Genomic DNA, 14,420 nt, shown 5'->3' with positions numbered 1-14,420 from the left:
TTCCGTTTACCTGCTGAATCAGCCATAACCATTTCCTATTTTATGCAACCAAGCTATTGAAAACACCTGTTAATTTAAAGTAAATAACTGGAATTCCCTTTTTTACAGAACAGCAGGCAGAACCGTAAATTCCGACTGGAGAATTCTTTGATTTTGCACAAGATTCCCGGATTCATCCAGTCCGAATACTGTCAAAATTGTTTCTTCTTCAGATGGACTGATTACACTGATTTGCAGTTCATATGCAAATACTCCAGGAATAGAAAACTCTCGAATATCAACTGTACCAGCCGGCACAACGTAACCATTTACATAGAGCGGAGTCATAATAGGCGATTCAAGCGTATAGCGAAGTTCAACGACAATGGTCGCATCATCCACTAAACTAAGGTTTCTAGTATTTACAACTACGGTTGAAGCTGCCGTACCCGTTACGCGTGTATTCGTAATAACCCCTGTAAAATAGTTCATTTTTCATTCCCCTTTTTATTCTTAATCTGTGTAAGCAACAGCATTAAAACTTTCAGGGCCAACCCGGGTTGCTCCAAGCCCAGTTACACTGAGAAACATCGTGTACGATACAGGTCCTCCTGCTGGTACATTGAAATCTGATCCGCTGAATGATATAACTTGAGGCCCTATAATGTTTAAATCAAGGGTCTGTGCAGCAGAATAAACAGCCAAATCCGAGGGGGAAGTTCCTCTTACAATGGTTGCCGTAGCCTGGGCGGTAACAGGAAGCAAAGGAAGCTGCAAGGAAACGGTCCCTTCAAAGGTGACTCGGCTGTTTGCTCCCGCACTGCTTAAATCCAGGGTTAACTGGCCTGTCAGCTGTGGAATTCCGGTTACCAGCACCCCAATGGAATTGGCATAGCTCGCGTTTTGAGAAGTTTGAGCATCTACTAGTCTAGCGATATGAATCTACTCCTTTCATGGGATTGCTATAGTTTATTATTAGAGAGCAAAAGTGACTGTATATTTGCTGATATCCTCATCCTTTTTATGTAAGTTGGTGAACCTGTCCAATCCTTGTTCCGTTTCCCAACATAGAATTGATCAAGAGATAGTTAAGGAGGAGACATACTTGCCAATATTTAATTTTCAGGTTACCCCAGATGGCCTGCCCAAATTCGAACCCAGTATCGCGGTTAATCTTTTAAGTACAAATTTTATGGTTGCAGTCGCAACCGATAACTCAACCGGTCTTCCGAGAACAGGGCTTTACCGTTCAGTGGACGGAGGCGCAAACTGGTCCAATTCGATTCTTCCTCTTCCAGCTCCATTTACAGGAGCGGAGGCAGCGATGGTTGCTTACGTTTTTCCAGCGACCTTTGTCGTTTCTGCCCATGCATTTCCTGGTGCAGAGAGCGGTACCACACTTGTTTATAAATCAACGGATAATGGAGTGACATTTTCGGATCCAGTGGTTGTCGGACCTGGTTATGGTACGTATATTAATAATGACGAAACCAATATAACAGCGGACAACTCACAGTCCAGTCCATATTTAGGCAACATTTACGTTACCTATAATCATCAGTTTAACGTACAAAATATTGGAGGATCAGTCGCCTTTTTCAATCGTTCAATCGACGGCGGCAATACGTTTCAAACTCCTGTGCTTCTCTCTGACGAAGCCGAACAAGTGGAAAGGCCTGAGGTGACCGTTGGTTTTACAGGGAATGTATATGCCGGATGGATAACAACCGACCCCATTTCTCAATTTGACATCAGAAGATCTCTTGATGGAGGCGCAACCTTTGAACCTACGGTGATTGTATCCGATGTTGTACCAGTTCCCACCGTTTTGCCTGTTCCAGGATACGCTTTCAGGGTACTGACATTCGCCAATTTAGGAACCGATAATTCAGTAGGAATTAACAATGGGAGCGTTTATGCTGTATGGCAGGATTTTCGACAGGGTTATTCGGATGTTTTCCTCTCAAAATCAACAGATGAAGGATTGACATGGAGTGCACCAAAAAGTGTAACAAATGCCATCCCGGGTTCCCAAAACTTTTTCCCAGCTATTGATGTTGACCCTTTGGTTGGCACGATTAACATCATTTATTACAGCAATCAGTTGGATGGATTCAACCTGGATGTCTTTACCGCACGATCCAATGACGGAGGAGAGACGTTTGTGAACCAGAGAATCACGTCCACTTCCTTCAACCCTAACGGAACTAGCCCAACTCCTGTTCCGTTAATCGGGGATTATATAGACATTGCATCGGTTCCTGCAGGAGGATACATCGGAGTCTGGACAGATACTCGAACTGGATTTCAGAATATCTTTGCGGGATATAATACAGATCCTATCTGAACAAAAGAGAATGGGACAAAAGGTTTCCGGCTAATAAAAAAACCGGACTATTATTTGAAACTTCGGTACAGAGCTTCGTAATAGTTCGGTTTTATTATTTTTCATGCTTTTTTCAAAAGAGATACTCGGCTTAAAATAAAACAATTTTAGTTATGTCCCAGCCTCTTCCATGTTCTTATTTAAGCGGGGTGTAATCGACGTCTTCCGTATACCGGTTGCTTGCATTCCATAGAAGAAATTCATTAATCCCTTCCTCATTTAATGCTTTTATTTGTGCTTCTACTTCAAATTTTCCATATTTCAAGTAGTTGCCCTTCCCTAAATAGGAAGCCGTGAAATCCTGCAGCCAAGGACGGGAAATCGGTCTTGTCTTCAGGTCGCCAAGCTTCTCATTCTCAAGCTTTGCGTATTCCTTAACCAGCTTATATGGCTCCGTATCCGGTTTCTCAATGCCGAAATATGAGCCCCAGTGACTTGGATAAATCATAGAGGAAATGACATCGACATTATCCGAAATTTTTGAGAAGTTCTGTCCAATGCCCGGCGCTTCTGGCAATGTTGCAGAATAGCCGAAAATATCAACTGACACTTTCACACCGTACGGCTTCAGCTTCTCACGTGCATATTCCGTGAAATCGGTTACAGCCTGTACCCGTTTCTGAGTGTTGTCACGGCTGTCCTTTTCGTAGTCTCCCTCACTGTAGGAGAGTTCTTTATCCTTCGTTTCAAAACCCTCTGGGAAGCGGACATAATCGAACTGGATTTCTTTAAAACCCATTTCTGCTGCTTCAATCGCTGCCTGTACATTGTAATCCCAGACTTCTTTTACAAATGGGTTCACAAATTTAGCTCCTGTACCATTCTGCCAAACCTGTCCGTCTTTCTTATAGGACCACTCGGGCTTTTTATCTGCCAGGACATTGTCTTTAAACACCACAATGCGGCCGATCGGATAAATCTTATGATTCTCAAGCTTTTTCATCATAGCCTTTGGATCCTTTATGTAAGCTTTGCTAATGCTGTAGAACGGAGATTTCTTATCTGGATGAAACGTAAAATTACCGGAATCGTCTTTAACATCAATCACCATGCTATTCAATTCGGTATCGTCCATCAGTTTTATGAGGGAATCCATTTTTTCTCCGCCGGCGGATGTCCCAGTGACGTACACGCCTCTTACCGCATCGGGATAATCAAATTTGAAGCCAGAATCATAAACAAATCTCGGCATGTTATCGGGCAATTTCTTTTCTGGAATGATGACCTCATTCAGTGCAAGGGAAGAGCCATTGGCTGCTGCTTGAGCAGGCTGATCTGCGAATGCGGTTCCTGCCAAGGACAACAAGACAGCAAGAACAGTAATTTTCTTTTTATCCGATCTTTTCAAAATCCGGTTCCTCCTTAATAAACACTCTATGTAAAAGTATAGGGAAGTTTTTCAGAGGTTGATAGAGGATATACCGCACATTATGGATAAATAAAAAACGAGCCAATCCGCCTAGTAATAGGCTGAAATTTGCTATTCTCAATGCCTTGATACCTGTACAGTATAAAAAAATGCACAGACCCATCCAGGTCCGTGCGTTTTTTTCAATTAAACAGTAGCAGCATATTGTTTTTGATATTGAACGAACTCTTCATTTGAACACATGACGAAGTGTCCTGGTTTTACTTCACGAAGCTCCATTTCTTCTCCGGGCTGCAATTTGTGTTTAGAAGGCTCATATGCCCTTCTTACACGCGTGCGCTCGTAATCAGGATCGGGAAGAGGAATTGCAGATAGAAGGGATTGAGTATAAGGGTGAATCGGATTTTTATAAAGCTCATCTGCATCGGCAAGCTCTACTAATTTACCATAATACATAACCCCAATACGGTCACTGATATATTTCACCATGGATAAATCATGAGCGATGAATAAAAACGTTAATCCTTTTTCCTTTTGAAGCTTTTTCAGCAGATTTACAACCTGAGCTTGAATGGATACATCCAATGCGGAAATTGGCTCATCAGCGATAATGAATTCCGGTTCCACTGCTAGAGCGCGTGCAATCCCAATCCGCTGACGCTGTCCGCCGCTGAATTCATGCGGATAACGGTTTGCATGCTCACGATTCAAACCTACCGTTTCCAGAAGCTCAACCACACGGTCCATTCGTTCTTTAGATGTTTTAGCAAGCCCGTGAATATCAATGCCTTCTGCAATGATTTCAGAGATTTTAAGTCTTGGGTTTAACGAAGCATACGGATCCTGAAATATCATCTGCATTTTTCGGTTGAATTTCTTCAGATCGGATTTACTCTTTCTCCCGTGAACATTCTCACCATCAAATAACACTTCCCCGCCTGTAGCATCATACAGGCGAATGATCGTACGGCCTGTTGTGGACTTTCCGCAACCGGATTCTCCAACAAGGCCTAGGGTTTCCCCTCTGAAAATATCAAAAGTCACGTTATCTACTGCTCTGACTTCATTGGATTTTCCTTTATTAAAGTATTGTTTTAGATTTTTTACTTCAAGCAATTTTTCTTTTGCCATCTTATTTTCCCTCCTTCAATTCAGGGAACTGACGCATTCTCTTTTTGACCGCTTCAGGCGGTTCAACTTTCGGTGCATTTTCATGATAGAGCCAGGAGGCAACATAATGAGAATTTGAAATTTTAAAGAAAGGCGGCTGCTCTTCCAAATCAATTTTCAAGGCAAATGGATTACGGGCAGCGAATGCATCCCCCTTCGGCGGTGCAAGCAAGTCAGGAGGTGTTCCAGGAATAGAGAACAGTTCGTCTTCCTTCGAATCTAGATCCGGCATTGAACTGATAAGGCCCCATGTATAAGGATGCTTAGGGTTATAGAAAATTTCGTCGGCTGTACCGTATTCTACGATTTTTCCGCCGTACATAACAGCTACACGGTCTGCAACGTTGGCAACAACACCCAAATCATGAGTAATAAAAATGATAGATGTGTCAATCTTCTTCTGTAGTTCTTTCATCAAATCAAGTATTTGCGCCTGAATCGTAACATCCAAAGCAGTTGTAGGTTCATCGGCAATCAAAACCTTTGGATTGCACGCGAGCGCGATCGCAATCACTACACGCTGTCTCATACCGCCGGAAAATTGGTGAGGGTACTGCTTAAAGCGTTCTTCCGGCATTGGGATTCCTACCAGTTTCAGCAGGTCAATCGCACGGCGTTTAGCTTCTCCCCGGCTTAAATTTTGGTGGCGGATAATCGGTTCCATGATTTGCTTTCCGACTGTCATAGTCGGATTTAAAGAAGTCATTGGATCCTGGAAAATCATCGAGATATCTTTTCCGCGGATTTTTTGCATTTGTTTATCTTTCAGCTTCGTTAAATCCTTACCTTCAAAAATAATGCTGCCATTCTTAATTTCAGAGTTGCTTTCAGGAAGCAGTCTCATAATAGATTTAGTTGTTACTGATTTTCCGGAACCGGATTCTCCTACAATTGCAAGAGTTTCCCCTTTATATAAATCAAAACTCACATTACGAATGGCTTGAACTTCCCCGCCAAACGTATGGAAGGAGATTTCAAGGTCTTTAACTTCTAATACTTTTTCCATTATTGGACACCTGCCTTAGTCGCGCATTTTTGGATCAAGCGCATCACGCAATCCATCTGCAATCAAGTTGAATGCTACCATTAGTATGGCAATCATAATTGCCGGAATAAACATTTGGTATGGGAATAAGATCATACTTCTGAATCCATCATTTACAAGCGTTCCAAGTGATGCATTTGGATCCTGCAGACCCAATCCAATAAAGCTCAAGAAGGCTTCAAAGAAAATGGCATTCGGAATACTGAACATTGTATTAATGATCATAACCCCAAACATGTTTGGAAGCATATGACGGAAAATAATCTTTGCATTGGAAGCTCCCAATGTTCTGGAGGCAAGCACAAATTCCTGGTTTTTCATTCTTAATACGGAAGCCCTTACTACACGAGCCATTGTTGTCCATCCTGTAATAGTTAAAGCAATGATGATAGGAATGATACCAGGCTTTAGGATCAAAATCATTAGAATTACCACAACTAGATTTGGGATCCCCACAAGGATTTCAATAATCCTCTGCATAAAGCCGTCTACTCTTCCCCCAACATAACCGGAAATCGCACCGTACGCCACTCCAACCAGTAAATCAATCAATGATGCAACAAAGGCAATTAAAAGAGAAATTTGAGTCCCTTTCCAGATGCGGGCGAAGATGTCACGACCAAGCTGGTCTGTTCCGAACCAGTAATACTCTTTAACTTGACGGGTCTCAGTCTGATAAGCATTAATAACTGTGCCATCTTTCTTCTTAAGTTGCCCATCAAATGGAAGCCAGCTTACATTTTCGATTCCTTGAATACGCGGAGGCAGATTTGCATGTTTCGTATTTTGTTCACGTGCACTGTGAGGAGTCATAAAAGGACCCGCAAATGCCATGATTATTATTAAGAACAGGACAACTAAGCTAACAATTGCGGCCTTGTTTTTTTTAATACGCAGCCAGCTATCCTGCCAATAGTTCAAACTTGGTTTTTCAATTCGTTCGCTTTTTGAAGAATCAAGCGGGGCAGGTAGGAACAAGTCCTGTGATCTCTTCTCAGTGTTTATCATTTGCTGCTCCCCCCACTAACACGGATACGCGGATCAATTAATCCATATAAAATATCCACTAATAAAATGACAACTACAAACAATGTTGCGAAAAGAATGGAAGTTCCCATAATTACCGAATAATCATTCATCATGATGGATCTTACGAATGCCTCTCCAATTCCAGGAATACCAAATATTTTCTCAATAACAAGTGAACCAGTCATTAATCCGACAGCTAACGGTGCAAGTACCGTAACAACTGGAATAAGTGCGTTCCTAAGGGCGTGCTTCACAGAAATTTGAAAACTGCTGGCACCTTTGGCTTTAGCTAATGTAATATAATCTGAATTTAATACATCAATCATCTCAGTTCGCATAAAACGTGCGGCAATTGAAATTGGGAACATGGCAAGGGCAATAGTCGGCAAAACGCTGTACTCCGGTCCGTTCCATAGCATAACCGGAAACCAGCCAAGCTCACGTGCAATATAGTATTGAAGCAATGCAGCAAAAACAAAAGATGGTATAGACTTACCGACAACCGCAAAGAATGTAGATCCGTAATCGATCCATGTGTTTTGTTTAAGAGCTGCGATTACCCCTAGAAAAATACCAATAATGGTTCCAAAAAACATGGCCTGCAAACCAAGAGTGGCAGAGGGACCAATTCCTGCGGAAATGATAGTGGTTACTGGAGTGTTATTAAATTGGAAGGATGTACCCAAGTCGCCTTTCAGCATTCCGCCCATATACCTCGCATATTGTACAGGCACGGGATCGTTCAACCCATATTTTTCATTCATAATATGAAGCTGTTCCTCCGATAGTTTTTCTGCAGAGTTAAACGGACTTCCAGGGATTAATTTCATGAGGAAAAAGGTTGCAGATATTACAATGAACAATGTGATAATCATATAAACAATACGTTGCAAGATGTATTTTGTCATGATGCAGACACCTCCTAATTAATGCATTATTCAATAAATTTCGACAATTTAACGATAGGTAAAAAGAGAGTATATTTCTATACTCTCTTCTACTGTTCATAGAAAAATAGTTTTTGCTATTTAATTAACTTATTCGCCTTCGATTGTTACCCATTGGTAGCTGTACTCGCCACCGATGTTGTGATGAACAAGACCTTTAACTTTAGCTTTTATAAGAACGTTCACAGAACGCTGGTAAAGTGGAGAAAGTGCTACATCCTCTTCAAGAAGAACTTTTTCTGCTTGAGTGAAGATTTCGAATTGCTTATTCAGGTCAGTCTCTTTATCAGCTTGTTTGATAAGATCATCGAATTTCGGATTAGAATAACCCATTTTGTTTTGAGCTCCGTCAGTGATCCAAAGATCCATATAAGTCATTGGATTTTGGTAGTCAGGTCCCCAACCGCCATTCAATAGGTCGTAATCCATTTTGTCTTCAAGATCCAATTTAATTTTGAAAGGTACACTCTTAACTTCAACTGCCAAACCTTCAAGTGTTGTTTCTAACTGCTCTTTCACGAAAGAAGCTTCAAGTTTAGCTGTTTCAGTATCCTGGCTCAAATATCCAAGGGATAGTTTTGATTGGCCAAGCTCTTTTAAGCCTTGTGCCCAAAGTTTTTTCGCTTCTTCTTTGTTTGTTTCAAGATACTTGCCTGTTTCACGGAAGTCTTTTCCAGAATCATCAGCTGCAAATTCTTTCGGAACGATACCGTCAGCAACGATTGAACCGTTTTGTAATACATCGTCAACAAGCGCTTTTCTGTCAACTGCAAGTGCAATTGCGCGGCGGATGTTTTGGTTTTTAAGAGCCGGGTTCTTTTGGTTCATCTTGATCCACCATACAGATGGCTCAAGGAATCTTTGCATTTGATCATCACCCTCGTATTGAGAGATGATTGCAGCAGTTGCAAGTTTAGGAGTTTTATCTACTTGACCAGATTCAAAAGCATTTACTGATGCTTGAGGGTCTTTAGAAACGTTGAATTGGATATTTTCTAGTTTTACATTCGCAGCATCCCAGTAATCTGCATTTTTCTCAAGCTTCCAAGAAGTTGCTTGAGGGCCGCCCCAATCAGTCATTTTGAAAGGTCCGTTAAATACTAGGTTTTCTGCATTTGTTCCAAATTTAGCGCCTTTTTCTTCAACAAACTTCTTGTTTTGCGGGTAGAAGGATGGGAATGCCATCAATTCTTTGAAATAAGTAATTGGTTTTACTAATTTGACTTCAAGAGTATGATCGTCGATTGCTTTAACACCAAGCTCTTCAGGTTTAGCAGATTGGTCATAAACCTTGTCAGCATTGGCAATTTTGCCGATCATCATGTATGGGCCGTAAGGAGAAGCTGTTTTAGGATCTAACGCGCGCTGCCATGCAAAAACGAAATCGTTTGCTGTTACAGGCTCGCCGTTTGTCCATTTAGCATTATCCTTAAGTTTAATAGTATAAGTTAGTTTATCTTCGCTTTCAGCTGGATCTTCACTAGCAACAGCAGGGATTGCCTTTTGGTCTTTATCCAAGCGGTAAAGTCCTTCGTTAACATTATTGATGATTTCGAAGCTCGCTGCATCCTCAGCCATAACGCTGTCCATGGATGGAAGCTCAGCACTTTCAAAAACTTTAAGTTCTTGTGGTACAGCTGGTGTTTCTGCTTTTTCTCCATTACCGCCATCATTTGGCTTGGTTGTTGCTCCTTCTTTATTGCCGCCGTAGCAAGCAGTCAAGAACAAACTCAGGACTAAAGTAAGTACTACTAGAAGTGAAAATTTAGAATTTTTCACTTGTTTGACCCCCTTTTATTTTCTGATAATTCTTACAAGGATTATTATACAAGCTTTTAAATATTTGTACATGTGTTTTTTTAAAAAAATTTACACAAATGCAATAATACTAATAATTCAGGCCTATAAAAATAGTTCTTTATACCTAGTTGTTTCGTTTTATATTTCATAGATTTTTTTAAAAGTTGCTAGCTTAACCTTGACAAGCAGGGTGTCTGTAAAAAATAATTAATGTTTATGTAAAGAGAGTGTAAGATTCCCTATGCATAATGGTAAAATATAGGGATATAAATGTGTGTGCTACTTTTCAGATATAATGAACCACACACAAAATATTATGGCTATACTAGTATTATTCATAAGGAAGCGGTGATTTCAGATGAAAAAAAGCGCCTTTATTTTCCTTGGCGGGTTGGCTGTCTCTGTTATTGGATGTTTTCTCTACTATAGAGAACTCACTTTGCTGGGATTTATTAATTCATCATTTATAGTTGGCGGCATACTCCTTTTTATTTCTTTATTCGGAACAGTGGCACAAAGCGGATTCTTCGACGCTGCTACATATGGGATGAGAAGGGCCTTTAAAATCAACGGAAAAGAAATGGATAAAGATGAAGCTCAGAGTATTCGTCCATTTTCTGAGCTCGTATCCTTTTCCGTTTCTCCTCTTCTATTCGCCAGTCTGGCATTGCTGGGTTTAATGCTGATCGGGCTTGGCATATACTATGTATAGTTGCACGAAACGCATTTCTTTTTTATAATATGTATCAGTTAAATGTACCGGCGAAGATAAAGAGTAGTACACGGATCATTCATTTGCAGAGAGCCTGAGGCTGCTGGAAATCAGGCATTGAACTTCGTGGAATGGACTTTTGAGCCGCATGCCGAAATTGAAGTAGGCAATGCCGTATGTCCTGCGTTAAAGGATTTTAAGCGGCTTTTCCGTTGAATCGGAGAGCAATCAGGGTGGCACCACGGTTCATTCGTCCCTTCTTCAGGGATGAGTGGGCCTTTTTTTGTTGGCTTATAATTTAATGGATTAAAGGAGATGTTCCCAGTGAAAACCATTTTTTCAGGTATTCAGCCGAGCGGAGTTGTGACTTTAGGCAACTACATTGGCGCCATGAAGCAGTTTATTGAGCTTCAAAACCATTACAACAGCTATTTCTGTATCGTCGATCAGCATGCCATCACGGTTCATCAGGATAAAGCAAAGTTACGCGAAAGCATCCGCAGCCTAGCAGCCTTATATGTTGCAATCGGACTGGATCCGGAAAAAGCGACCCTGTTTATCCAATCGGAAGTGCCTGCGCACGCTCAAGCAGGATGGATGCTTCAGTGCGTTGCCTATATCGGGGAGCTTGAACGCATGACGCAATTTAAAGATAAGTCCTCAGGCAAGGAAGCAGTGGCGGCAGGATTGCTAACGTATCCTCCTTTAATGGCAGCAGACATCCTTTTATACGGAACCGATCTAGTACCGGTTGGGGAAGATCAAAAGCAGCACATCGAATTAACAAGAGACTTAGCGGAGCGCTTTAACCGAAAATACAATGATATTTTCACTGTGCCTGATGTCAGGATACCAAAAGTTGGAGCCCGCATTATGTCACTTGCTGATCCTCTCAGAAAAATGAGCAAATCCGATCCGAATCAAAAGGCATTTATTACTCTGCTTGATGAGCCTAAGCAGATCGAGAAGAAAATCAAAAGTGCTGTGACTGACTCGGAAGGCATTGTAAAATTTGATAAAGTGAACAAACCAGGTGTTTCCAATCTTCTATCCATCTACTCTATTTTCACAGGATTAACGATTGAAGAACTGGAAGCGAAGTATGAAGGAAAAGGCTATGGAGATTTTAAAGGAGATTTAGCTCAAGTCGTAGTTGATGAAATTGCTCCGATTCAAGAGAGATACTACGAACTGATGGAATCCGATGAACTTGACCGTATTCTTGATGAAGGAGCAGAACGCGCGAATCGCGCAGCGAATAAAATGCTCCGGAAAATGGAAAATGCAATGGGATTAGGAAGAAAACGCCGATAATTGGAAGAAAGCTCAGCTTAGCTGGGCTTTTTTTATACGAGGTGAATTGAGACTTGTTAGAAAGCACTGGTTAAAATTATATTGGTTTTGGCTGATTTCCGCTTCAGATTGCTTGCTTTCCGCGGGGCGGGCGGTGAGCCTCCGCGGCGCAAGCGCCTGTGGGGTCTCACCTGTCGCGCTGCTCCCGCAGGAGTCAAGCATCTTCCGCTTCAATCATCCCAACCAAGATTGTTTAAAGTACCTAATTAAAAAGAAAACCCATTAATTTCTAATCCTCACAAAGCGTCAGGTGAGTTTAAATTTCAATCAGTTCAGGTTCAGATCCCTTTAACATGACTTTATAAAATGCCCATTTTCACCTATCAAAACTCAAAAAGATACCCGGCCGCGAGACCAGGCATCACCGTTTGTTTACATCGAGTGACCAGAATCGGAAATCTCCACTTTCTCCGCCTTCAGCTCTGATTCCAAATGGGAATCTTTTGATGACTCAGTCATCCTCCAATAAGTAAAAAAACTAATGGCAATACAGAGAGCGACATAGACGTAAAACAGCCATTCCACTCCCATACTCTTCATCCACAAAGCAATGAATTCAGCTGTTCCCCCAAAGATTGCAACGGTTAATGCGTAAGGGAATCCAACACCCAGTGCCCGGATTTGGGTAGGAAACAGCTCGGCTTTTACGATGGCATTAATGGATGTATAGCCGGTCACAATAATAAGCCCCGTCATCATAAGCAAAAACGCGCCGGTTGGATTTTGCGTTTGCTCGAGCAGCAGGAAGATTGGAACGGTAAGAATGGTCCCCAGTATTCCAAAGCCCATAAGCAGAGGTCTTCTTCCAATTCGGTCTGAAAGCATTCCCGCCAGCGGCTGCAGGATAATGAAGATAAAAAGTGCAGCAAAGTTGATCCAGCTCACGGTTTCTTTTGGAATACCTGATGTATTAATCATGAATTTTTGCAAATATGTCGTATATGTATAAAATGCAACCGTTCCTCCGAGTGTCAGACCGACTACTGTCCATACTGCTTTCGGATACTTCATCAGCACCTTGAGAGTCCCTGCATTCGTTCTTCTTTCTTTACCCATTTTTTCGAATTGATCAGACTCGTCCATGGATCTCCGCAGCCATAATACCGCAAGCGCCCCCATTGCCCCAATTACAAAAGGTATGCGCCATCCCCATGAGTTCATATCAGGTTCACTTAATACTTGCTGAAGAATAATTTGAACACCCAATGCGGTAAGCTGTCCGGCAACCAGCGTGACGTATTGAAAACTTGAATAATATCCGCGGCGGCCCGAACTGGCCATTTCGGATAAATAAGTAGCAGATGTACCATATTCTCCGCCCAATGAAAGACCTTGGAGAATCCTAGCAAGAACAAGAATGACTGGAGCCATGACACCGATCGAACTGTAGCCCGGCGTACAGGCAATGATCAAAGATCCTGCTGCCATAATGGTGATGGACAGCGTCAGCGCAGCTCTTCTCCCATGACGATCCGCATACCTTCCCATTATGAGACTGCCGATCGGCCTCATTAGAAAGCCGACAGCAAAAATGGCTGCCGTATTAAGCAGCTGGCTCGTTGAGTCTCCTGCTGGAAAGAATTCTGCTGAAAAATATACAGCGAAAGCGGAGTAAACATACCAGTCATACCACTCGATTAAATTTCCGACCGATCCTTTAAAAATATTGCCTGTTATGCGCTTTGTACTTGCATAGTCTGCTGCTTTTTCCATATTTATGCCTCCTTGAAGCGTATTTTTTCATTAAAGAGAGCGCTTTACCTTCTATTATATCGTACCACCTGGAAGCTGACTGTAAGCCTAAACACACAAAAACCCCCTGCACCCAGTCTTCAGCCGGTGTTATCAGGAGGCTTGTCCATTGCATTTAATTTACTTTCGATTCGTGTTCGGTATCCCATAATTTCTCAAAAAAGGGTTGTCCTTTAACAAGATGCTCGCATAGCGACATATGCTTCGGCGACCACCCATTTACGGTTTCACTGTATAGCTTTTGGAAGACATCTTGAAATTCCATGGAACGGATTTGTTCATACTCCTGCGGATTCCATTCTGTGTACCAATATTTTATTTCTGCCGTATTTTTTGTGGTTTGGAGCTGATCCAATGCCATGAATAGAAGCTGTTTTAGCTGCCGTTCCTTACGGGTCAGTCCTCTCATGTGATCAGGGGCCAGAGACAAAATATGAAATTCCTTTTCTTCCCCATGCAGCGGCCCCTGAAACGGATAATCATCTGCCTCTACGTCTTTCACCATCTCATAGACAAGCTGTTCCTGTCTTGGAATCAACCGGCTTTTCCGTACAGGGATGCTATAGCCGATTGTGTCAATTGCAATAATTCCTTGTCCATCCGTAACGACGAAGCAGTAATCCAGTTGGATTCGTTCATGATTTTTCCGGATGTAGGCTTTTTGGTGAATGTCTTTTAGGAGGCTCTGCGGAATCTCGGAAAGATCGTTTTCGATATACCGGAACAGCACTTGATTCACCTTGAGCAAAGGAACTTGATCCAGAAGCTCAACACTGTCATCCTTTCGCCATTCGTGGAAATGGCACACGTTATATCCATTTTCTTCTCCCTCAAACCAATTTACCCATACATCATGAAGAAACAACATTTCTTACCCC

General features: G+C 41.9%; 13 protein-coding genes and 1 other annotated feature. Of the genes, 3 read left to right on the top strand and 10 right to left on the bottom strand.

The genetic code is table 11. The features are described from left to right. Positions 1 to 102: 102 nt before the first annotated feature. Both WCV65_RS06740 and WCV65_RS06735 read right to left on the bottom strand, forming a co-directional pair. The gene (locus WCV65_RS06740) at positions 103 to 471 is read right to left on the bottom strand and encodes a hypothetical protein (RefSeq protein WP_338781073.1); all 369 of its coding nucleotides are present in this window, start codon (positions 469 to 471) and stop codon (positions 103 to 105) included. A gap of 21 nt (positions 472 to 492) precedes the next feature. Next, positions 493 to 756 (bottom strand): hypothetical protein, encoded by a 264-nt coding sequence (locus WCV65_RS06735; protein WP_338781071.1) that lies wholly within the window; start codon positions 754 to 756, stop codon positions 493 to 495. A gap of 328 nt (positions 757 to 1,084) precedes the next feature. Between WCV65_RS06735 and WCV65_RS06730 the strand changes: the two genes are divergently transcribed. After that, a complete protein-coding gene (locus WCV65_RS06730) occupies positions 1,085 to 2,326 on the top strand; it encodes a sialidase family protein (RefSeq protein ID WP_338781069.1) in 1,242 nt (413 codons plus the stop codon). 175 nt (positions 2,327 to 2,501) lie between these two features. Here WCV65_RS06730 and WCV65_RS06725 read toward each other — a convergent pair whose 3' ends face one another. From WCV65_RS06725 to WCV65_RS06700, 6 genes are all read right to left on the bottom strand, one after another. Beyond that, a complete protein-coding gene (locus tag WCV65_RS06725; RefSeq protein ID WP_338781067.1) occupies positions 2,502 to 3,713 on the bottom strand; it encodes a putative glycoside hydrolase in 1,212 nt (403 codons plus the stop codon). Between the two features lie 207 nt (positions 3,714 to 3,920). Beyond that, positions 3,921 to 4,865: an ATP-binding cassette domain-containing protein gene (locus tag WCV65_RS06720; RefSeq protein ID WP_338781065.1), complete on the bottom strand. Its 945-nt coding sequence runs from the start codon at positions 4,863 to 4,865 to the stop codon at positions 3,921 to 3,923. Between the two features lies 1 nt (position 4,866). After that, positions 4,867 to 5,910, bottom strand: a complete 1,044-nt coding sequence (locus WCV65_RS06715; protein WP_338781063.1) for an ABC transporter ATP-binding protein — start codon at positions 5,908 to 5,910, stop codon at positions 4,867 to 4,869. A gap of 15 nt (positions 5,911 to 5,925) precedes the next feature. Continuing rightward, positions 5,926 to 6,957 carry an oligopeptide ABC transporter permease gene (gene opp3C, locus WCV65_RS06710; protein WP_051860740.1) on the bottom strand — a complete coding sequence of 344 codons (1,032 nt, stop codon included), beginning with the start codon at positions 6,955 to 6,957 and terminating at the stop codon, positions 5,926 to 5,928. Further along, positions 6,954 to 7,886, bottom strand: a complete 933-nt coding sequence (opp3b, locus tag WCV65_RS06705) for an oligopeptide ABC transporter permease (protein ID WP_035409284.1) — start codon at positions 7,884 to 7,886, stop codon at positions 6,954 to 6,956. The genes opp3C and opp3b overlap by 4 nt, the downstream gene beginning before the upstream one ends. A gap of 129 nt (positions 7,887 to 8,015) precedes the next feature. Next, positions 8,016 to 9,704, bottom strand: a complete 1,689-nt coding sequence (locus WCV65_RS06700; protein WP_338781061.1) for a peptide ABC transporter substrate-binding protein — start codon at positions 9,702 to 9,704, stop codon at positions 8,016 to 8,018. A gap of 379 nt (positions 9,705 to 10,083) precedes the next feature. Between WCV65_RS06700 and WCV65_RS06695 the strand changes: the two genes are divergently transcribed. Beyond that, on the top strand, positions 10,084 to 10,437 hold the full coding sequence (locus tag WCV65_RS06695; RefSeq protein ID WP_338781060.1) for a DUF3899 domain-containing protein: 354 nt from the start codon (positions 10,084 to 10,086) through the stop codon (positions 10,435 to 10,437). A gap of 44 nt (positions 10,438 to 10,481) precedes the next feature. Next, positions 10,482 to 10,698: a binding site (T-box leader), on the top strand. A 63-nt stretch (positions 10,699 to 10,761) separates the two neighbouring features. Next, positions 10,762 to 11,751: a tryptophan--tRNA ligase gene (trpS, locus tag WCV65_RS06690; protein WP_338781059.1), complete on the top strand. Its 990-nt coding sequence runs from the start codon at positions 10,762 to 10,764 to the stop codon at positions 11,749 to 11,751. A gap of 411 nt (positions 11,752 to 12,162) precedes the next feature. On the opposite strand, the gene WCV65_RS06685 is transcribed toward trpS, so the two are convergent. Both WCV65_RS06685 and WCV65_RS06680 read right to left on the bottom strand, forming a co-directional pair. Then, on the bottom strand, positions 12,163 to 13,503 hold the full coding sequence (locus WCV65_RS06685) for an MFS transporter (protein ID WP_338781058.1): 1,341 nt from the start codon (positions 13,501 to 13,503) through the stop codon (positions 12,163 to 12,165). 154 nt (positions 13,504 to 13,657) lie between these two features. Further along, positions 13,658 to 14,410, bottom strand: a complete 753-nt coding sequence (locus WCV65_RS06680) for a YjbA family protein (protein ID WP_035409293.1) — start codon at positions 14,408 to 14,410, stop codon at positions 13,658 to 13,660. Positions 14,411 to 14,420: the final 10 nt, after the last annotated feature.

Source organism: Metabacillus sp. FJAT-52054, assembly GCF_037201815.1.
Taxonomy (GTDB): domain Bacteria; phylum Bacillota; class Bacilli; order Bacillales; family Bacillaceae; genus Metabacillus_B; species Metabacillus_B sediminis.
The sequence above is the reverse complement of the archived record's forward strand: the minus strand, read 5'-3'. Positions and strand labels throughout refer to the sequence as shown.